We start from the raw sequence: 21,297 nt of genomic DNA on the forward strand, positions 1-21,297 counted from the left end.
CTTTGCCGGTGTTCCTGCTTGATGCCCTTCTCTTCTCTTTGCACGCGTGCTGCCTTGCTGGCCTTGCTGCTCAACCTGCCCCTGGCCGCACAGGCCATTCAAATGGACTGGTTTGGCCTGCCCCCTCAAGCCGTGGTCGATACCCCCGAATACAAGATTGCCATCGTCCCTACAGCCGTCACGGAAAGTGCGACGGGCGTCTCACCGCCCATGGTCGGCTTGCTCAGCCAGTATCGCGGTTTGTTTTATCTGAATGTTTATCGCGATGAAAACTATCGGGAGCGCGCCTATAAGCTCGGCCCGATACCGCTGATGACTGCGCAAGAATTCCATGACTGCACCAAAAGTCAGGAAAACCTCGTCATGAGTCCCAGCGCCTCGCATATCGAGTTGGCGCCAGGCATCGCGGTGAACGAGCTGAGCTTTGAATGTGGGCGCAACGGCTGGGACACCAAACGTTACCTGCTGGTCGACAGCCGCAATCCGGGCACGCCGTTGCTGGCTATCGGGCGCTTCCCAAACGATCAGCACCTGGTTTTCCAGGCGCTGCAAGCGACCCTCCCGGACACTTCAGACGCCTGGCTCAAGGCATTGGAATCTTCGCGGCCGGCGCTGCGTTACCACGTCCCGGACGAGGCATTCAGTTTCAGCATTGCGGCTCAACCCTACGACGCCGGTGACGGCGCGAAACAACTGCGTGAGCTGCACCAGCAACTGGCCAAAGCCAAGGACAAAGGCCCGGGCCTGAAGAAAGTCGAAGAGCTGTTTCTCAACACTGACTTTCGCGTTGTCGGCGCCGACCAGAAAGATTTCGCCGGCCTGCTTAATGACATCGCTTTCTGGCGAAGTGCAAACACGCCGGACAAAGTCACCATCAATTTGTTGAAGGAAGTCATTCGCCGCGATCCTCAACGTATCCCGACCTATCTGAACATGGCAGACCTGCAGTGGTCCTGGTACGAAAAGACCCCCGCGTACACCACCAACCACGCACAGGCGTTGGAGTACTACCGAATTTACTGCGGCCTGCGCTTGGCACGCGACATGAGCATTCCCGATCGGGTCCTGGAAAGGCTGAATATCACCCAGGGCGATCCGCAAACCTGCAAGGCTCAATGGCCGCTGTTGCAAGCGGTCGACGCTCAGGATGAAACCCGCGTGCGCAGTCTTTTGGAAGCCGGCATTCCTGCCGATACCCAGGGCGAGGATGGGCGCAGTGCGTTGCTGCATTCACTGGATAAACCCAACTTTGCAATCGCTCGCTTGCTGCTGGAGCACGGCGCAAAGACCCAAGGCCTTAATGGCAGCGAGCCTTTGGTGATGCAGGCGCTGTACAAGGATCGCCGGGAAAGCAAAGACCCCGAAAAGGCCCGGCGCCTAAAATTTTTGCTCGAAGCGGGAGCCGCCATCGACGAGACCGATCTGAACGGTGAAACCGTGTTGATGCAACACGCCACGATCATGGATTCCGACCTGTTCACTTGGCTGCTCAAGTACCCTCAGAACCTCGACCTGCGAGAAAAGAAAGAAGGTCGATCCGCGCTTTACCTCACAATCGAAAGCGGCGCCTACCCTGCCGCTGCACGGTTGATCAACAGCGGAGCACAGTTGGACGTGGGTTATCGAGAAGGCACCTGCAACAGCAATGAAGAGGTACTCGAACCGGCACTGCTGCGCCTGGCCCGACGGGACCTGTCGAGCGGAATGGACCCTGTCGCCTACCAGCAACAAACGCTAGACCTGTTCACGTTGATGCTGGAAAAAGGCGCCGACCCTCGCGCCGGTCACCAGTGCAAGGGAGACAACCTGGCAGTGATGCGTTTTTGGTTAAAACAACGCAAACGTGAAGACATGCTGCAAGTACTGCAACGGTACTTCCCGGAAGAGGCAGGCTCCATTCCGAGCGCTTGAGCACTTTATTGCCCCGGACCGGGGCACTCCCGCGCCAATAAGGGGCGAATTTCGGTCAAATGTTTTGGCCACATAGATCCCCTTTTGGCCTTTCCTGCCGTTCTCCCAAACGTCGCCTGCCGCAAGACTGTGTTCAAACCGAATCAGCCTGCGGAGAACAACAATGCTGACGATCTACTCGGACGACCACCACCTGCACCACGGCCGTTGTGAATTGATGGACGGGCAATTGATGCCCTGCTTCGAAATGCCTTCACGGGCCGATCACGTATTGCAACGGGTCAAGGACCAGAACCTCGGCCCGGTTGAAGTGCCGAAAGACTTTGGCCTTGATCCGATCGCGCGCATCCACAGCCGCGACTACCTCGACTTCTTCAAAGGCGCCTGGGCGCGCTGGACCGCATTCAATACCGACGGCGACTTGCTGCCCTACACCTGGCCGGCCCGCACCTTGCGCCGAATCATGCCCACCAGCCTGCACGGCCAGCTCGGCTATTACAGCTTCGACGGCGGCGCACCGATTACCGCCGGCACCTGGCAAGCGGCGTACAGCGCAGCGCAAGTTGCCCTCACGGCCCAAGCGGCGATCCAGCGCGGCGCCCGCAGTGCCTTCGCCCTGTGCCGGCCACCGGGACACCATGCCGCCAGCGATTTGATGGGCGGCTATTGCTACCTCAACAATGCTGCCATCGCCGCTCAAGCGTTCCTCGATCAGGGCCATAAAAAGGTCGCGATCCTCGATGTCGATTACCACCACGGCAACGGCACTCAATCGATTTTCTACGAACGCAGCGACGTGCTGTTCACCTCGATCCACGGTCATCCAGAAGCCGAGTTTCCGTTCTTCCTCGGCTACGAAGACGAACGCGGTGAAGGCGCAGGCGAAGGCTTCAACTTCAACTACCCGTTGCCCGCCGGCAGCGCTTGGGACCGTTGGAGCGCCGCGCTGGAACAAGCCTGCAAAGAGATCGAAACGTACGGCGCCGACATCGTTGTCGTGTCCCTGGGCGTCGATACGTTCAAGGACGACCCCATCTCCCAATTCAAACTCGACAGCCCGGATTACCTGGCAATGGGTACCCGCATCGCGGGCCTTGGGAAGCCAACGCTGTTCGTGATGGAAGGCGGTTACGCGGTAGAAGAAATCGGCATCAACGCCGTGAACGTTCTCGAAGGTTTTGAAAGCGCCCAATGAGGAATTAGAAGAATGAACAGACTCAAGCGTCTTATCGCTCCAGCACTCTGCGCCACGCTGCTCAGTGGCGCCGCCCATGCTGAAGAACGTACTTTGCGGGTCTACAACTGGTTCGACTACATCACCCCCAAAGCCCTGGACGATTTCAAGGCTCAGAACACCCAGACCAAACTGGTCTACGACATCTTCGACACCAACGAAGCGCTGGAAGCCAAGCTACTGACCGGCAACTCTGGCTACGACGTGGTGGTGCCGTCCAACGTATTCCTCGCCAAGCAGATCGAAGCCGGCGTATTCCAACCGCTGGACCGCAGCAAACTGCCGAACTGGAGCCATCTCGATCCCAAGCTGATGAAGCTGATCGAAGCCAACGATCCGAGCAACAAATTTGCCGTGCCCTACATGTACGGCACCATCCTGATCGGCTTCAACCCGGCCAAGGTCAAGGCTGCGCTAGGCGACAACGCACCGGTGAACAGCTGGGACCTGATCTTCAAGGAAGAGAACATCAGCAAGCTCAAGCAGTGCGGCGTGGCCCTGCTCGACTCACCTTCGGAGATCCTGCCGCTGGCCCTGCAACACCTCGGCCTGGACCCCAACAGCAAGAAGCCGGCGGACTACGCCAAGGCTGAAGCGCTGCTGATGAAGATCCGGCCGTACATCACCTACTTCCATTCGTCCAAGTACATGGCCGACATCGCCAACGGTGACATCTGCGTCGCGGTCGGGTATTCCGGCAGCTTCTCCCAGGCCGCCAACCGCGCCAAGGAAGCCAAGAACGGTGTGATCGTCGATATGCGCCTGCCCAAGGAAGGCGCGCCGATCTGGTTCGACATGCTCGCGATCCCCAAAGGCGCGAAAAACCCGGAAGACGCCTACACCTTCATCAACTACCTGCTGCAACCCCAGGTCATCGCACCGGTCAGCGACTTCGTCGGCTACCCGAACCCGAACAAGGACGCCACGGAAATGGTCGACCCGGCGATTCGCAACAACCCGAACCTGTACCCGACCGAAACGGCGATGAGCACGCTTTACACCCTGCAACCCTTGCCTCGCGATGCTGAACGGGCACGGACCCGGGCCTGGACCAAGATCAAGTCCGGGACCTGAAACACCCGGTGAATCAAAGACCTGCGCCATCGCGGGTCTTTTTTGGTCAACGGCTAATAGGGGGGGCTTTGATCTGCGCGGGTGGCAGCAATCAGGAACTCATCGCCATTTATCGCGGCGAGATCAGTCGCACACTCGCCGCCTCAGTGTTTTTCATAGATCAGCGGTTCATTTAAAAACCGGGAGGCCATCGTTCAATCCCGCCAGACCTGTCGCAACCGTGCCAGCGCCGACTCTATCGCTGGCTCTGGCACCGCCGCGAAACCCAGTACCAGACCGGCGCGCTGATCGACTGGTGTCCTGGAGTCCGGTAGCCAATAGTTGCTCAAGCCATTGATCTCCACACCCACGCTTTCCGCTTGTTCGATCAGTCGCCGTTCGCGGGCCAGGCTGTCCACCGAAACCGTCATGTGCAGCCCGGCGGAGACGGTGGGCAGGCTACCCACTCCGGTCATCCCCGCCGGCCAGCCGCCCAGCAAACAATTGCGACGGCTGAGGGCGGCACGCCGCATCCGGCGAATGTGCCGCTGGAAATGCCCGGCGGCCATGAACTCGGCCATCACCGCTTGAGTGCTCACTTCGGAATGCCGCACATCCACCGCCCGACGCTGCGCGAATGCGTCCACCAGGCCCGGCGGCAGCACCAGATAACCCAGGCGCAGCGCCGGAAAAGCGACCTTGCCGAAGGTGCCGACATACAGCACCCGCCCATGGCGATCGAGTGCCGCCAGCGGCGCCAGTGGCGCACCGCTGTAACGGTACTCGCCATCGTAGTCGTCCTCGATGATCCAGCCCTGGTTGCCCTCGGCCCAGGCGAGCAGTTCCAGACGCCGGGCCAGACTCATGACCACACCGGTCGGGTATTGATGGGAAGGCGTAACGTAAGCCAGCCGGCAATCGCTCAACTGCGCCAAGGCGCTGCAGTCGATCCCCTCCTCATCCACCGGCACACCGTGCAGCTGCGCCCCGGCTACCGCAAAGGCATGGCCGGCAGCACGATAACCCGGATTTTCAATGCCCACCCCATCGCCAGGCTCCACCAGCAACTGTGCACAAAGGCTGATCCCCTGCTGCGCGCCACTGGTGATCACAATTTGCTCAGCGGCGCACTGCATCCCTCTCGAGCTGCGCAAGTAGGCAGCAATCAATCCGCGCAAGCGTTCATCGCCTGCCGGGTCGCCATAACACAGCTGCTGTAAATCCGGCTTACGCCAGAAAGCCGCATTCAGCTTGGCCCAAACCTCGAACGGGAACAGATCGAACGCCGGCACGCCAACCCTGAATGCGCGCGGCGGACCACCGGGCGGCACAGCCAAATGATTCTTTTCAACGCGCCCCAAAGCACTGCTGTGGATAACTTTACTGGATGGAACAACAGGTAAATCCAGCCAATTTGTGGATAAGGTTGTGGGTAACCCTGTTGAAAACCCTGTGGATACTTTTGTGGATAATTTTTTCGCCGGCAACGCCGCCTGAGGCAATTGCGCCACGTAAGTCCCGTCACCCACACGCCCCTCGATGAAGCCTTCAGCGTAAAGCTGATCGTAGGCACGAACCACGCTGTTGCGGGAAATCGATAAGGCCGTAGCCAGATCGCGACTGGCCGGCAGTCGTGTGCCGCTGGCCAATCGTCCGTCGAGTACGCGTACCCGCAGCGCTTGATAGAGCTGTCGACTCAGGCCCTGGCGGCGGTCGAGTTCGATACCCGCCGGGTTGAACGACGAGGGAAGCGGCGTATTCGACATGACAATGGACCTATGAAATTGGTCATTAATGGCTCTTACAACAGACCATTAGCCTGCCTAGGATGAAGGCATTCGCCAAGGAATTTTCCATGTACCTGCCACTTTGACGCGTTAAGGAATGAACATGAGTCAGATCGACATCCGCCAGGTCACCGCCGACGATCACGCTGCCTGGCTGCCGTTGTGGCAAGCCTACTTGCGCTTCTACAACACCGAGCTGCCCGAGGCGGTCACTCAAAGCACCTGGCAGCGCCTGCTCGACCCGAGCGAACCGACCCACGGGGCGCTGGCCTGGGTCGACGGTAAAGCGGTGGGCATGGTGCATTTCATCTATCACCGCTCGAACTGGAGCATCGAAAACTCCTGTTACCTGCAAGACTTGCTGGTGACACCCGAAACTCGTGGCACCGGCGTCGGTCGGAAACTGATCGAATTCGTCTACAGCACAGCCAAGGCCGACGGTTGCTGCAAGGTCCACTGGCTGACCCACGAAACCAACGCCACCGCGATCCAGCTCTACGAGCGCATCGCCGAACGGCCCGGTTTCATCCAGTTTCGCAAAGCCCTTTAAGGTTCAAGGAGAACACCATGTCGACTTCACTCGCAGACTGGAAAGGCGTTCCGGCGCCCTCGGTCCAACTGATCGAAGGGCGTTTCATTCGCCTGGAAAAACTCGACCCGGCGCGTCACGCCGACGGTTTGTGGAAAGCCCTTGAAGGCCCGGGCTCGGACCCGAAACTCTGGGACTATCTGCCCTACGGTCCTTTCCCGGAACGCAGTGCGTTCAATGACTGGCTGAACAACCATGCGGCCAACAGCGATCCGTATTTCTTCAGTGTGATCGACCGTGTCAGCGGCGACGTGCAAGGCCTGCTCAGCCTGATGTCGATCGTGCCTGCCCAGGGTCGTATCGAGATCGGCCATGTGACCTTCGGCGCACCGATGCAGCGTTCGCCGAAAAGTACCGAGGCGGTTTACCTGCTGGCCAGGGAAGCCTTTGCGTTGGGTTACCGGCGCCTGGAATGGAAGTGCAACAACGGCAACGCTCGCTCCAAGTACGCGGCGGAGCGGCTGGGATTCAGTTTTGAAGGGGTGTTCCGCCAGCACATGGTGGTGAAGGGACAGAACCGCGATACGGCGTGGTATTCGATTCTGGATTTGGAATGGCCGGCGATTGGCGCCGGGTTTGAGCGGTGGTTGAGCGATGAAAACCAGACGGAATCGGGACAGGTGAAAACGTTGGCGGAGTGTCGCGGGTAAGCTTCGGCGCCCGGGCGACATCTTCGCGGGCAAGTCGGATCGCCGCACCGCTCGCGCCTACGGATCACACAAACCTGTAGGAGCGAGCGGTGCTGCGATCCGGCTTGCCCGCGAATGGCATCACGCTAATGTCTGGGCGAGTACCGCAATATGCTCCGGCCCGATCCCGCAGCACCCGCCCAAATGGCTGGCCCCGCGCTTGCGCCAATCGGCCGCCCACTGCAGATACCCCGGCGGGTCGAGATCATCACGCAACGGGTCTAGACCATCGTTGGCCGTGGCTTCTTTCGGTTGAGGCGGGAAGGCGTTGGCGTATGCGCCAATGTGAATCTTCACCCCCAGGCGCTCGAAGGTTTCCCGCGCCGCATCAATCGCCGCACCGATCACTTCCGGCTGGCTGCAGTTGAACAGCAACGTCTCGACACCCAACTCAGCCGCCACCGCGGCGGCCTCAGCCACTGGCTCACCGGAGCGTAAACGTGGCACTTCGTCGGTATCTTCATCCTTCAAGGTAAACGACAGCCACAACGGTTTGCCGTCCTTCGGCAGCCCGGCATGGATCGCCCGTGCTTCGACGATCGAACTCTGGGTTTCGGCCAGCCACAGGTCGACATGAGGCGCCAGACCATTGACCAGAGGGCTCAGCAGTTCAGTCACCCGAGCAGCGTCGAACAAGTCCGGGCGGTAGGAGCCGAATAACGGCGGCAATGAGCCGGCCACACGAACCGCTTGGCCCGAAGCATCGACTGCACGCCGGGCCAGCTCACCGGCCAATGCCGCGAGCGCCTGACCCTCAGCGGTAAAACGCGCCTCACCAATATGGAACGGCACCACCGCGTAACTGTTGCTGGTGATCACGTTGGCACCGCTTTCAATATAAGCCGCGTGCACCGCCTCCACCGCCTGCGGCGCTTCGCTCAAGGCCAGCGCCGACCACTCGGGCTGCCTGAACGGCGCCCCTCGGCGCTGCAGCTCCCGACCCATGCCACCATCCAGAATTACCGTCCCTGCGCCCATATGCTTTTCACTCATAAGCTTATGAAAATAACTCACTATCAGAGTCGTTCTTATAACTATTTAATACGCACCACTCGGTTAATAACAACCTCTTTTTTTTCAGGGATCAACTGTGAAATTTCAACCGCTGCTGGCCCTGGGCCTGACGATTCTGGCTGCCTCCACCCAAGCCTTTGCCGGCGCCACTCTGGATCGCATCGAACAAAAGAAAGAACTGGTCGGTGTGTTGATGGAAAGCTATCCACCCTTCTCGTTCCTCAACGATCAAAACCAGCTCGACGGTTTCGACGTTGAGGTGGCCAAGGCTGTGGCGGACAAGCTGGGCGTCAAACTGCGTCTGGAAACGCCGTCCTGGGATGTGATTGCCGCCGGCCGCTGGAGCGGGCGTTACGACATCTGCATCTGCTCCATGACCCCGAGCAAGGCCCGCGCCGAAGTCTTCGACTTCCCGGTCGAGTACTACGCCTCCCCTGCCGTGATCGTGGTCAATGCCAAGGACGATAGCATTCACAGCGCCAAGGACCTGAGCGGCAAGAAAGTCGGTCTCACCAGCGCCTCCAGCTATGAAAGCTACCTGAACAAAAACCTGGTGATCGAGGGGGCCGAAGACACCCAACTGCAATATCCGTTCGAGAACGTGCAAATCGCCCCGTATGACACCGACAACGTCGCATTCCAGGATCTGGGCCTGGGCGCTGGCGTGCGACTGGACGCGATCCTCACCAACCTCGTCACCGCGCAACCGCGCCTGAACGAAGACAAGCGCTTCAAACTCGCCGGCCAGCCGCTGTATTCGGAGCCGAACTCGGTGGCCATCGAAAAAGGCGACGCCCAGTGGGACGCCAAAGTGCGTGAAGTGTTCGCTCAGTTGAAACAGGACGGCACCTTGAGCAAGCTGTCGCAAAAATGGATCGGTGCCGACATCAGCAAATGACTTCTTTCCCCAAACCTCCTCAACCACCGCAACCGGTGGTTGAGTCATTACTGCAACGGGTCTTCGGCTTCCGTACCCGGCTGTACCTGACCTGGGCGGCGATGTTCGGCTTGTTCGCCAGTTTCTTCCTGAGCTTCGACCTGAAGTTCTCGATCATCCTCGACAAACTGCCGAACCTGATCGGCCTGCACCTGGCGCCCAACGGCTTTCTGCAAGGCGCGGCGCTGACGCTGTTCTTGTGCCTGTGCTCGATTGTGGCTTCGTCGCTGCTGGGCTTCATCACGGCCCTGGCTCGACTGTCGAAAAGCGCCGTGGCGTTCGGCATCGCAAGTTTCTATGCCTCGTTCTTTCGCGGCACGCCGCTGCTGATCCAGATATTGCTGATCTACCTCGGCTTGCCGCAATTGGGCGTGGTGCCGGGCGCCATCGCCGCCGGCATCATCGCCCTGTCGCTGAACTATGGCGCCTACCTGAGCGAAATCTTCCGCGCCGGCATCCTCGGCGTTCCCCACGGCCAACGCGAAGCATCGCTGGCCCTGGGCATGCGCGAAACCGTGATTTTCTGGCGCGTCACCCTGCCCCAGGCCATGCGCGCCATCATCCCGCCCACCACCAACCAGTTCATCTCCATGCTCAAGGACTCGTCGCTGATCTCGGTGATGGGGGTTTGGGAAGTGATGTTCCTGGCGCAATCGTATGGACGTTCGAGCTATCGCTATATCGAAATGCTGACGACGGCGGCGATTATTTATTGGCTGATGTCGATTGGACTGGAGCTGATTCAGGCGCGGATGGAACGGCATTACGGGAAGGCGTACGTGAGCCGGTAGGAGCCGTCGAGAGCTGCGCTTTTTTTGATCCGCGACAGATGCATTTTTGCTGGAGCGCCAGCCCCCTTGTCCTGATTCACTGTAAGAAAAAGCGCCCAGTTCAAATGGGCAAAAAACAGCCGCCCTCAAGCGGCTGGCTATTTTCTACACAACCTGCTGACACCCCCCGCAGGCCCGCCGGAAGCAGCTGACATCGGCACCTATAGCCTCACTTTTAGAGTTTGGCCTCCCATCAAAAGAGGCCGTACTCGATGCCCGTTCAACACAAATACCGACCACAACACCTGGCGCTGGCCATTGCGCTTGCGCTGGGTTGCGCCGAATTTTCAAGCGCCCAACAACTACCCGCGCAAGCTGAGGCGACGAATATCGCTGAGGTAACCGGGCAGCTTGATACTGAGCCGCACCCGCTTACCCGGCTTCTAGCCTTTATCGAGGCGGACACTACCTTTCAAACGGTGATTGATGCGCCGCAGCCCGCTCGGCGAGGTACTTCCCTGAGACCGGAAAATAGAGATGACCTCATCATCGTCAAAAATGGTGGAAGCTTCGAAGGTCGGGTCGATGGCGGCAAAGGAACCAACGTCATACAGCTTGATGCAACTGACGGTGGCCGATTGGGGAATACCCGCAACTTCAACGGCCTGTATGTTTCGCAGGGATCCTGGACGCTGACCAGTACCGGAGATTTCAACAAGGGTGTGGTGGTGCTCGATGACGGCATCCTGACCAATGACGGGAAAATCGAAGGTGGGGCGATTACGGTCGGAAAGCTCTTCAACAATGGCGACATCAAAGGTCATGTAACAGTCGCGCACGGCGGTACTTTTGCAGGTGCAGGCACCGTCGGTGGCCTGGATGTCTCCGGCCGCGTCAACGTCGATGGATTGCATGGCGCCCCAAGGGTCAAAGGCAATTTGAACCTGTCCAACTCAGCCATCCTGGCCTATGAGGTCAACCCCGACGGCCGTCACGAAACGATCAAAGTCGACGGCACCGCCAGCCTCGGCAATGCCACCCTGAAAATCGTCGCAGTATCGGGTGACTATCCGCAAACCACCCAGTACACCATTATCGAGGCCGACAAGGTCGATGGGCATTTCGGCAATATTGAAAACAATCTTGCATTCATGACGGCCACCCCGGACTACAGCGACGAAAAGGCCGTCCGCCTGACCTACGCTCGCAACGAAGTGCCTTTCGAGAGTCTCGCGACCAACAAAAACGGTCGGGAACTCGCCCGCAGTATTGAAGAACCCAAAGCCAGTCCGACGGCGCAGACACCTCCCAATACCGCGAACGCCGCTGTCACGGCCCTGCTTGCCTCCACCACCGAAACAGCCTCCCAGGCCATCGACCAGCTGGACGGCGGCAACAACGCCAACCTTGCGAAAGCGACCCTGAACAGTGACAGCCCAATCAGCGCGACCATGCTCTCGGCCATGCGTCAGCTGCACAGCACCAGTAGCTACAGCAATTCCACCAGGCGCAATGCGCCACGCCTGGCCGCCGGCAGCGAAGACAATGGCCGAGTCTGGCTTCAAGCATTGGGTCACGGTGGAACGCTGGATCGCGACTACGACGCTCTGAAACACACAACCCACGGTCTGGTACTGGGAGCTGATTGGGGCATCGATGAAGAATGGCGCATCGGGGTGATGAGCGGAAAATCCGAAACGCGCCTGGACAGCCGCGGACTCGACGGCGATCTCGACAGCTGGCATTTGGGAGCTTATGCCCTGCGTCAAAACGGACCAATGTCCCTGCGCCTGGGTGCGACCTACAGCAGTCACGATGGCAGCACTAAACGCCGGGTTGCCTTCAAAGGTTTCAGCGACCGCCCCGAAGGCCGTTACGATGCCAACACCCAGCAGGCCTTTGCGGAATTGGGTTACAACCTGGGGCGGACGAACGTCAGCATCGAACCGTTTGCCAGCCTGGGCTACCAGCGCTATCAACGCGACACTTACACGGAAAAAGGTGGCGCTGCGGCTCTGAAGGTACACGGTCAAACGCAGAACAATTTGAACAGCACGTTCGGCCTGCGGCTGGCGAAGCTCAACACTCTGGATAACGGCATGCAGCTGACGCCACGGTTCAGTGCCGGCTGGAAACATACTTACGGGGACGTCTACAGCGATACCCGCCAACGATTGGTAACGGGCGGAAAAAACTTCACCGTTTCCGGTGCGCCGCTGGATCGTGACAGCCTGCTGGTCGATACAGGGCTGGACCTTGGATTGTCAGCAAGACACACCCTGGGCATCGGACTCACTGGCGAGATCGGCACCGACAGCCGTAACCACGGCGTGACGGGTCAGTGGCGAATGAGTTTCTAACAGCCACAAACCCAGTGCGAAAAAAAAAGGGGAGCACATGCCCCCCCGAGGTTTAAAGCGGTATATCGAGGCTGTTAACTCAGCCTTCGATCTCGATCAGGATCTCGCCCGGGTTCACCCGGTCGCCCTTGGCCACGTGGATGGCGGTGACTTTGCCGGTGATGGCCGACTGGACTTCGGTTTCCATCTTCATCGCCTCGGTGATCAGCACGGCTTGGCCGGCTTTCACGGTGTCGCCTTCCTTGACCAGAACGTCGACGATGTTGCCCGGCATGGTGGTGCTGACGTGGCCCGGTGCAGTGGCTTGCTTGCGCTTGCTGCTGCCGCCGCTGACGAACTCGTTGAGCGGTTCGAACACCACTTCTTCCGGCATGCCGTCGATGGACAGGTAGAAGTGGCGTTTGCCTTCAGCCTTGACGCCCACACCAGTGATGTCGACGCGATAGGTTTCGCCGTGAACGTCGATGACGAACTCGGTCGGCACGCCTTCACCACCGGCCGAAGCCACACCGCCTGCTTCCGGAATCGGCAGCAGCACTTCCGGTGTCAGGGTGCCGGCTGCGCGTTCTTCGAGGAACTTGCGGCCGATGTCCGGGAACATGGCGTAGGTCAGCACGTCTTCTTCAGACTTGGCCACGGCGCCTATTTCGGCACGCAGCTTGGTCATCTCCGGCTTGAGCAGATCGGCCGGACGCACGTCGATCACCTCTTCGCTGCCGATGGCCTGACGACGCAGCTTTTCGTTCACAGTGCCCGGCGCCTTGCCGTAGCCGCCTTGCAGGTAAAGCTTCACTTCGTTGGTGATGGTCTTGTAGCGCTCGCCGGCCAGCACGTTGAAGAACGCCTGGGTGCCGACGATTTGCGAGGTCGGGGTCACCAGCGGCGGGAAGCCGAGGTCTTCGCGAACGCGCGGGATTTCAGCCAGCACTTCGCTCATGCGATTCAGGGCGCCCTGCTCTTTCAACTGGTTGGCCAGGTTGGAAATCATCCCGCCCGGAACCTGGTTGACCTGCACGCGAGTGTCGACGGCAGTGAACGCGCTTTCGAACTGGTGGTACTTCTTGCGCACGGCGTAAAAGTACAGGCCGATCTCTTGCAGTAGCTCCAGGTTCAGGCCGGTGTCGAACTCGCTGCCTTTAAGGGCGGCGACCATCGATTCGGTGCCCGGGTGGCTGGTGCCCCAGGCGAAGCTGGAGATCGCGGTGTCGATATGGTCGGCGCCGTTTTCGATGGCCTTGAGTTGGCACATCGCAGCCAGGCCGGCGGTGTCGTGGGAGTGGATGAACACCGGCAGCGATTGCTCGGCCTTCAGAGCCTTGACCAGTTCACCCGTGGCGTACGGGGTCAGCAGACCGGCCATGTCCTTGATCGCCACCGAGTCGCAACCCATGGCTTCCATTTGCTTGGCTTGCGCCACGAAAGCCTCGATGGTGTGCACCGGGCTGGTGGTGTAGGCGATGGTGCCCTGGGCGTGTTTGCCGGCAGCTTTCACCGCTTCAATGGCCACGCGCAGGTTACGCACGTCGTTCATGGCGTCGAAGATACGGAACACGTCGATGCCGTTGACCGCGGCCTTGGCGACGAAGGCTTTGACCACGTCGTCGCTGTAATGGCGGTAGCCCAGCAGGTTCTGGCCACGCAGGAGCATTTGCAGGCGCGTGTTAGGCAACGCGGCGCGCAGTTGGCGCAGACGCTCCCACGGGTCTTCTTTCAGGAAGCGTACGCAGGCGTCGAAGGTCGCGCCGCCCCAGACTTCCAGCGACCAGTAGCCGACTTTGTCGAGCTTGTCGCAGATCGGCAGCATGTCTTCGGTGCGCATGCGGGTGGCGAGCAGCGATTGGTGGGCGTCGCGCAGGATTGTGTCAGTTACATGGATCTTCTTGGACATTGTCATATTCCTCACAGGCCTGCGTGGGCGGCGATGGCGGCAGCGATGGCCAGGGCCAGCTCTTCGGGTTTGCGCTTGATCGAGTAGTTGGTCAGTTCAGGATGGCTTTCAACGAAGCTGGTGTTGAACTGGCCGCTACGGAATTCCGGGTTACGCAGGATTTCCTGGTAGTACGCGGCGGTGGTCTTGACCCCTTGCAGACGCATGTCGTCGAGGGCCCGCAGGCCACGGTCCATCGCCTCTTCCCAGGTCAGCGCCCAGACCACCAGTTTCAGGCACATCGAATCGTAGAACGGTGGAATGGTGTAACCGGTGTAGATCGCCGTATCGGTGCGCACACCGGGACCGCCGGGCGCGTAGTAACGGGTGATCTTGCCGAAACTCGGCAGGAAGTTGTTTTTCGGGTCTTCGGCGTTGATCCGGAACTGCAGCGCGAAACCACGGTGCAGGATGTCCTCCTGTTTCACCGAGAGCGGCAAACCGGATGCGATGCGGATCTGCTCGCGAACGATGTCGATGCCGGTGATTTCTTCAGTGATGGTGTGTTCCACCTGAACCCGGGTGTTCATCTCCATGAAGTACACCTCGCCCTCGGCGAGCAGGAACTCCACGGTGCCGGCGTTCTCGTAACCCACGGCCTTGGCTGCACGCACCGACAGGTCGCCGATGTAGGCGCGCTGTTCCGGGGTCAGTTGCGGGCTCGGAGCGATCTCGATCAGCTTCTGGTTGCGACGCTGGATCGAGCAGTCACGCTCGAACAGGTGCACCACGTTGCCGAAGCTGTCGCCGAGGATCTGCGCTTCGATGTGTTTCGGGTTTACGATGCATTTTTCCAGGAACACTTCCGCCGAACCGAAAGCCTTGGTGGCTTCGGAAATCACCCGAGGAAAGGCCTGTTCGAGTTCTTCGCGACTGTTGCAACGACGAATACCGCGGCCGCCACCACCGGAGGTAGCCTTGAGCATCACCGGGTAACCGATGCGGTCGCCTTCGGCCAGGGCTTCTTCGATGCCCGACACGTTACCTTCGGTGCCCGGCGTGACCGGCACGCCGGCCTTGATCATGCTGCGGCGCGCTTCGGTCTTGTCGCCCATGCGGCGAATGACTTCCGCCGACGGGCCGATGAATTTGATTCCGCGCTCGGCGCAGATGTCCGCCAGCTCGGCATTTTCCGAAAGAAAGCCGTAGCCGGGGTGCAACGCATCGCAACCGGTTTCCACCGCCAGGTTCACCAGCTTGCGCGGGTTCAGGTAGCCGGCCAGTGGCTCGGCACCGATGCTGTGGGCCTCGTCCGCACGCTTCACATGCAAAGCATGACGGTCGGCGTCGGAATAGATCGCGACCGAGCGAATGCCCATCTCGGCGCAGGCGCGCACGATTCGTACGGCAATCTCACCACGGTTGGCAATCAGGATCTTTTTTATCACTTGGAGGTTCCCTTGAGCCGGTGGCACCCACGACCCGATTAGACAGGTCGACGCGTGACCAAATGTTTCAATTCAGTCGCAGCTCCACACTAGCTGTCGCAAGGGATTAACAAAAATGAATAATAATTGGGTCAGGCATAAGCAAAGACTTATAGTTGAGTCATCGGCCTTCGCTCAGGATCTATAGAAAATGCGTAAGTCATTGATGCGTATGACATTGCGTCAATTGCAGATCTTCAATGAGGTGTGCGATTTAAGGTCCTACAGCCGCGCAGCCGACGAAATGTCTCTCACACAACCTGCCGTGAGCCTACAGATTCGTCAACTCGAAGAGCTGATCGGTCAGCCCTTGTTCGATTATGTCGGCAAAAAGCTCTACATGACCGAGGCGGCCGAAGCGCTGCAGCGCGCCAGCCGGGACATTTTCGGCCGCCTGGAAAACCTCGATATGCAGCTGTCGGACATGCAAGGCTCATTGCAAGGTCAGCTGAAACTGGCGGTGGAGTCCAGCGCCAAGTATTTCGTGCCGCACCTGTTTGCCGCGTTCAAGCGCCAGCACCCGGAAGTGAACCTGCACCTGACGGTGGTCAACCGTGGCCAGGTCATCCGGCGCCTGTCGGATAACCGCGATGATCTGGTGATCATGTCGATGGTCCCACAGGACATGGGGCTGGAATTCCTGCCGTTCCTCAATAACCCGATTGTAGCCGTGGCGCCGCCGGATCATCCGCTGTGCCACATGGGGCCGCTGCGCTTGCAGGATCTGGAACCCTACACGCTGCTGTTGCGCGAACCCGGTTCCGGCACGCGACTGGCCTGCGAGGAGTATTTCAAAGAGAAGCGCGTGCACTTCACCCAGACCCAGGAGGTCGCGTCGGCGGAAGCTCAGCGTGAATGCGTGCTGGCGGGTCTGGGCCTGGCGCTGTTGACGCGCCATGCCCTGAACCTTGAATTGGCGACCGGCGCCCTGATTGAGCTGCCGGTCGAAGAGCTGCCGCTGCTGCGTAGCTGGTGCCTGGTGCAGGCCAAGGCCAAACGGCTATCGCCGGTGGCCCACGCATTCCTTGCGTTTATCCGCAGCGAACGGGCACAAATCAGCGCACTGGTTGAGCGTTTCGACGGGAAGTTACCGGTGCTGCCTGCCAGTAGTTGAGCTCGAGGTCGTCGGGAAATTCGCCGATTTCGGCCAGAAGCTGGCGGCGCTCGCAGCGATCTTCGATGGCGCGGCGAAATTCCATGCGGCGCTGGTCTTCTTGCTGACGACGGGTTTTGACGGCGCTGTTGCGTTCTTCGTAGGGCTGGGCCATTTCGAGTCTCCCAAGGCGAGTACGGGAGTTTCAAGATAGGCGCGAGGGATGACGGTTTGGCGGCGGGAGGGTTACAGAACGATGAACCTCACCGGCTGACTGCGAACCTGTGGCGAGGGAGCTTGCTCCCGCTGGGTCGCAAAGCAGCCCTAAGATTTTGCGACTGCTGCGCAGCCGAGCGGGAGCAAGCTCCCTCGCCACAATTCCAGCCAGAATCAATCGTCCAGCGCTTTCACCGACTTTGGCGACAACCGCAAGCTGCGAAGGCTGCGCTTGACGCTTTTCAAGTGATTGACCAGGCTCGGGCCACGAGCCATGGCCACGCCCATCGCCAACACATCGATCACTACCAGATGCGCAATACGCGAAGTCAGCGGCGTGTAGATTTCAGTGTCTTCGTGTACGTCGATCGCCAGGTTAACGGTCGACAGTTCGGCCAATGGTGTCTGGCTCGGGCACAGGGTGATCAGCGTGGCGCCGCTTTCGCGCACAAGATTGGCGGTGATCAACAGATCCTTTGAGCGACCGGACTGAGAAATGCAGATCGCCACGTCGGTCGGCTTCAAGGTCACCGCCGACATCGCCTGCATGTGCGGGTCGGAATACGCCGCCGCAGTCAGCAACAAACGGAAGAACTTGTGCTGGGCATCCGCCGCCACCGCACCCGACGCACCGAAGCCGTAGAACTCGACACGTTGGGCCTGGGACATCGCGGTCACGGCTTTCTGCAACGCTACCGGATCAAGTTTCTCGCGAACTTCCATCAGGGTGTGCAGGGTGGTGTCGAAGATTTTCAGACTGTAGTCGGCAACCGAATCGTCTTCATGGATCGCGAATTGCCCGAAGCTCGCGCCGGCCGCCAGGCTCTGCGCCAGCTTCAGTTTCAAATCCTGGAACCCGGAGCAACCGATGGCGCGGCAAAACCGCACGATGGTCGGCTCGCTGATGCCTACGCTGTGGGCCAGGTCGGCCATGGAACTGTGCATCACCGCCGCAGGATCAAGCAGCACGTGGTCGGCGACCTTGAGCTCCGACTTGCGTAACAGGTGGCGTGACTGGGCGATGTGTTGCAGCAGATTCAAGGGGCTGGACTCTTTGTCATTGGCAGGTGCCGGGGATGTAGCACGCTTGTAGTTATACTACATGAATCGGCTTTTTGCCTGCTCAATGCGTAACTCAATGTCCCCATATCACGCGACATATGCTCCATGTAGCACCTACGAGGTTTTTTCGTCCGCGCGTAACAGCTCAGCCAGGTCAGTAGCCTCAACCGGACGGCTGATCCAATAACCCTGCACTTCATCGCAACGCTCGACCTTCAGAAACTCCAGCTGCTCCGGCCGTTCGACGCCTTCAGCCACCACTTTCAACGACAGGCCGTGGGCCATGGCAATAATCGCTCGGGTGATCGCCGCGTCCTCGCTGCTCTCTCCCAGACCACGGATAAATGCCTGATCGATCTTCACGTAATCCACAGGAATACGTTTGAGGTAGCTCAGAGACGAATACCCGGTACCAAAATCGTCGATCGCCAGCTTCACCCCCAGATCGCGCAATTGCTGGAAGGTCGCGATGATGTGCTCGACGCTGTCCAGCAACTGGCTCTCGGTAAGCTCCAGTTCCAGGTAGTGCGGCGCCAGACCGGTTTCCTCCAGCACCTGGCGCACCAGGCTGACCAGTTTCCCCTGACGCAGTTGATGCACCGACAGATTGACCGACACCCGAATCGGCTCAAGCCCCTGACGCTGCCATTCGCAGGCTTGCCAACAGGCCTGACGCAATACGAACTCGCCGATAGCGTTGATCAGTCCGGTTTCCTCGGCCAGACCAATGAAATCCCCCGGAGGCACTCGACCCAGGGTCGGGTGATCCCAGCGCACCAACGCCTCGGCAGCATTCAGCCGACCGGTGGCGAGACAGAGTTTCGGTTGGTAAAACACCTTCAACTGCTTTTCTTCGATGGCTTTGCGCAATTGGTTCTCAAGCTGCAAACGCTCGAGCGTGCTGGCCTGCAGGCTGTCGGTGTAGAACTGGAAGTTGTTGCCGCCCAAGTGTTTGGCATGCTGCATGGCCATGTTCGACTGGCTGACCAGCGCGGAAATCTCCCGCGCGGTGTCCGGCAACAGACTGATGCCCATGGACGCGCTCATCACCAGTTCATGCCCCTCGACGGTGATCGGCAAACGCAGCTTGGTCGACAATCGGGTCGCCACGCGCGCCAGGCTCGACAGGTTGCCGTAGGCGTCGAACAGCACCGCAAATTCATCGCCGGACAACCGGGCGATGGTGTCTGCTTCCGGCAACGCATTGACCAACCGCCGGGCCATTTTCTGTAACAGCTGATCGGCGATTTCGTGGCCGAGGCTGTCGTTGAGCAGCTTGAAGCGATCCAGATTGATGTGCAGCAGCGCCAGGCTGCGACGACCGCCCTGGCGCACCCGCTGATGAGCCTCGCTCAGTCGTTCACGGAACAACGAACGGTTGGCCAGCCCTGTGAGCTCGTCGTAATGGGTGAGGTAGCGCATACGCTCTTCGGATTCACGCCGAGCGGACAGATCAGCGAAGAAGCCAACAATATGACTGACATTTCCCCGCATATCGCGCACGGCATTCAGTTGCAGCCACTGCGGATACAACTCGCCATTCTTGCGGGTCTCGACCAACTCGCCCTGCCAACTACCGTGCTGCTCCAGCGCCTGACGGATCGCTGCGTAATGCCGGCGGGCGTCGCGACTGCAAGGCAAATCGACCACGTTACGCCCAAGCATGTCGTCGATTTCATAGCCAGTCACCCGACTGAAAGCCTGATTGACCGCGATAAGCGCGTAGTTCGGGTCGAAAATCACGATGCCTTCGCTGGCCGCCTCAAACACCGTCGCCGCCAGTTGGCGCTGTTCTTCCAGGTGCTTGCTGGCGCTGATATCGCGGCGGGTGCCGACCATGCGGATCACCCGGCCATTTTCACTACGCTCGACCGCTCGACCACGGTCCTCGATCCAGACCCAATGGCCATCGCCATGTCGCACCCGGTACTCGATCTGATAATCCTCGGTGCGGCCCTTCAAATGCTCGACCAGCGCCCGCTTCAGCGCTGGCAAGTCGTCGGGATGCAGCCTCGGCTTGAGGTGGCGGAGCATCGCCGTCACGTATTCCGGCTCCAGCCCGAACAACTCCTGAAGCTGTGTGTGATGGACTTCGTCGGTCTGCAGGTTCCAGTCCCACAAACCGAGCTCGCTCGCCTTTAACGCCAGCACCAGCCGCGCTTCGCTCTTGCTCAAGGCCTGGTTGGCCGCATCCAGCTCCAGACTGCGTTGGGCAACCCGGTTTTCAAGATCGACCTGGGTTTCGCGCAATTCTTCTTCGGCGCGACGACGCTGGTCGATTTCCCTGGCCAGTTCGTGATTGAGCTGATCGCTGCGACTTTGCGCCTGCTGCAAGTGTTCGATCAGCGCCTGATTTTGAAAGCGCCGCAACAACCCTTGGTCTATCAGCCGATTGACCTGCCAGGCGACCACGCTCAACGAGCCCAGTAGAATCAGCCCGAACCAGCCCCAGCCCTGCTCCTGTTCATCGCCGCCCCAGAACAGATAGCCGATGGCGGGCAACAAACAGGGCAAGGTAAAGGACAGAAAAGCCGGCAGGCTGACCGCATAAGCGACGCTGGCCGAAAGGGCTGCGGCGCCGATCAGACCGAATACCCAGGCTTGCTGGATGAAATTGTCAGCGGGCACCAGTGCAATGCCGGCACCGGCCAGGGTCAGGCCGGTCATCGCCGAACCGAGCAGAAACATGCGACGCCAGATCGGATGGGCCTGACGGTTGGGAATCGCCGAATCGAAGGCCGCGACCTGAATCACCCGCAACGCCACCAGCGACAACAACCAGACCAGCCAGACACTGACCACGAAGTAGCGTTGCGGGCTCCAGAGCAACCCGGCGCAGACCAGACCGTTGATCAACATGAAAAGCGTCGGCAACAGCGAGCCCTGGTACAGCAGACGCGTGCGTTCGACCGCCATCTCCATGGCGTACTGTTTGCGGATAGCCCGAGGCTCCACGGAGGGGCCCGACAGGTCGGAGCTGAGGGTCATAGGCGATGTTCTTGTTCTTATAGTTGAGCATGCGAGCCCGAATTGTGAACGGAGCATACACAAGCAAATGCCCGGACCAAACTGCCTCAGGTCATAAAATAGACAAAAGTTTTAGTCGCCCGCATCCGGCGCAAAAGCCGCCAGGCGAGCCCCGTCCCTGCTTGCAGCCAGTGACCAACCGGTCATCGTCGATGCTTCTTTCATCGGCTAATGCAAAGCTCGGTTTGCCCGGTGTGACGG

At 59.7% G+C, this 21,297-nt stretch carries 16 protein-coding genes; 9 read left to right on the plus strand and 7 right to left on the minus strand.

Annotated features, from left to right (window positions below):
• Window positions 1–21: 21 nt before the first annotated feature.
• From PSH69_RS29585 to PSH69_RS29595, 3 genes are all read left to right on the plus strand, one after another.
• Window positions 22–1,911: an ankyrin repeat domain-containing protein gene (locus tag PSH69_RS29585; protein WP_305410572.1), complete on the plus strand. Its 1,890-nt coding sequence runs from the start codon at window positions 22–24 to the stop codon at window positions 1,909–1,911.
• A 163-nt stretch (window positions 1,912–2,074) separates the two neighbouring features.
• On the plus strand, window positions 2,075–3,106 hold the full coding sequence (locus tag PSH69_RS29590; protein ID WP_018927381.1) for a histone deacetylase family protein: 1,032 nt from the start codon (window positions 2,075–2,077) through the stop codon (window positions 3,104–3,106).
• A 12-nt stretch (window positions 3,107–3,118) separates the two neighbouring features.
• Window positions 3,119–4,219, plus strand: a complete 1,101-nt coding sequence (locus PSH69_RS29595) for a polyamine ABC transporter substrate-binding protein (protein WP_305410573.1) — start codon at window positions 3,119–3,121, stop codon at window positions 4,217–4,219.
• 194 nt (window positions 4,220–4,413) lie between these two features.
• Here PSH69_RS29595 and PSH69_RS29600 read toward each other — a convergent pair whose 3' ends face one another.
• Window positions 4,414–5,964: a PLP-dependent aminotransferase family protein gene (locus tag PSH69_RS29600; protein ID WP_026286518.1), complete on the minus strand. Its 1,551-nt coding sequence runs from the start codon at window positions 5,962–5,964 to the stop codon at window positions 4,414–4,416.
• 124 nt (window positions 5,965–6,088) lie between these two features.
• Between PSH69_RS29600 and PSH69_RS29605 the strand changes: the two genes are divergently transcribed.
• Window positions 6,089–6,535 carry a GNAT family N-acetyltransferase gene (locus tag PSH69_RS29605; RefSeq protein WP_258612876.1) on the plus strand — a complete coding sequence of 149 codons (447 nt, stop codon included), beginning with the start codon at window positions 6,089–6,091 and terminating at the stop codon, window positions 6,533–6,535.
• A 17-nt stretch (window positions 6,536–6,552) separates the two neighbouring features.
• Window positions 6,553–7,224: a GNAT family N-acetyltransferase gene (locus PSH69_RS29610; RefSeq protein WP_305410574.1), complete on the plus strand. Its 672-nt coding sequence runs from the start codon at window positions 6,553–6,555 to the stop codon at window positions 7,222–7,224.
• A gap of 120 nt (window positions 7,225–7,344) precedes the next feature.
• Here PSH69_RS29610 and PSH69_RS29615 read toward each other — a convergent pair whose 3' ends face one another.
• Entirely contained in the window at window positions 7,345–8,241 is an 897-nt protein-coding gene (locus PSH69_RS29615; protein ID WP_305412895.1) for a homocysteine S-methyltransferase family protein, read from the minus strand.
• 112 nt (window positions 8,242–8,353) lie between these two features.
• Here PSH69_RS29615 and PSH69_RS29620 point away from each other — a divergent pair, with 112 nt between their 5' ends.
• From PSH69_RS29620 to PSH69_RS29630, 3 genes are all read left to right on the plus strand, one after another.
• Window positions 8,354–9,175 (plus strand): ABC transporter substrate-binding protein, encoded by an 822-nt coding sequence (locus tag PSH69_RS29620; RefSeq protein ID WP_305410575.1) that lies wholly within the window; start codon window positions 8,354–8,356, stop codon window positions 9,173–9,175.
• The gene (locus PSH69_RS29625) at window positions 9,172–10,005 is read left to right on the plus strand and encodes an amino acid ABC transporter permease (RefSeq protein ID WP_305410576.1); all 834 of its coding nucleotides are present in this window, start codon (window positions 9,172–9,174) and stop codon (window positions 10,003–10,005) included. Before PSH69_RS29620 ends, PSH69_RS29625 begins: the two co-directional genes overlap by 4 nt.
• 251 nt (window positions 10,006–10,256) lie before the next feature.
• The gene (locus PSH69_RS29630; RefSeq protein ID WP_305410577.1) at window positions 10,257–12,344 is read left to right on the plus strand and encodes an autotransporter domain-containing protein; all 2,088 of its coding nucleotides are present in this window, start codon (window positions 10,257–10,259) and stop codon (window positions 12,342–12,344) included.
• A 79-nt stretch (window positions 12,345–12,423) separates the two neighbouring features.
• Here PSH69_RS29630 and oadA read toward each other — a convergent pair whose 3' ends face one another.
• Both oadA and PSH69_RS29640 read right to left on the minus strand, forming a co-directional pair.
• Complete coding sequence (gene oadA / locus PSH69_RS29635) at window positions 12,424–14,232, minus strand: sodium-extruding oxaloacetate decarboxylase subunit alpha (RefSeq protein WP_019651290.1); 1,809 nt, start codon at window positions 14,230–14,232, stop codon at window positions 12,424–12,426.
• Between the two features lie 11 nt (window positions 14,233–14,243).
• Window positions 14,244–15,659: an acetyl-CoA carboxylase biotin carboxylase subunit gene (locus PSH69_RS29640; RefSeq protein ID WP_305410579.1), complete on the minus strand. Its 1,416-nt coding sequence runs from the start codon at window positions 15,657–15,659 to the stop codon at window positions 14,244–14,246.
• Window positions 15,660–15,849: 190 nt separating this feature from the next.
• Here PSH69_RS29640 and PSH69_RS29645 point away from each other — a divergent pair, with 190 nt between their 5' ends.
• The gene (locus tag PSH69_RS29645) at window positions 15,850–16,812 is read left to right on the plus strand and encodes a LysR family transcriptional regulator (RefSeq protein WP_007934452.1); all 963 of its coding nucleotides are present in this window, start codon (window positions 15,850–15,852) and stop codon (window positions 16,810–16,812) included.
• Here PSH69_RS29645 and PSH69_RS29650 read toward each other — a convergent pair.
• The 3 genes from PSH69_RS29650 to PSH69_RS29660 all read right to left on the minus strand — a co-directional run bounded on the left by PSH69_RS29650 (window position 16,754) and on the right by PSH69_RS29660 (window position 21,057).
• Window positions 16,754–16,966, minus strand: a complete 213-nt coding sequence (locus PSH69_RS29650) for a PA3496 family putative envelope integrity protein (RefSeq protein ID WP_019020903.1) — start codon at window positions 16,964–16,966, stop codon at window positions 16,754–16,756. The two genes, PSH69_RS29645 and PSH69_RS29650, sit on opposite strands and share 59 nt — an antisense overlap.
• 215 nt (window positions 16,967–17,181) lie before the next feature.
• Window positions 17,182–18,048 (minus strand): transcriptional regulator HexR, encoded by an 867-nt coding sequence (gene hexR, locus PSH69_RS29655; protein ID WP_017850032.1) that lies wholly within the window; start codon window positions 18,046–18,048, stop codon window positions 17,182–17,184.
• 135 nt (window positions 18,049–18,183) lie between these two features.
• The gene (locus tag PSH69_RS29660; protein WP_305410581.1) at window positions 18,184–21,057 is read right to left on the minus strand and encodes an EAL domain-containing protein; all 2,874 of its coding nucleotides are present in this window, start codon (window positions 21,055–21,057) and stop codon (window positions 18,184–18,186) included.
• Window positions 21,058–21,297: the final 240 nt, after the last annotated feature.

The sequence above is a fragment of the Pseudomonas sp. FP1740 genome, assembly GCF_030687165.1.
Taxonomy (GTDB): domain Bacteria; phylum Pseudomonadota; class Gammaproteobacteria; order Pseudomonadales; family Pseudomonadaceae; genus Aquipseudomonas.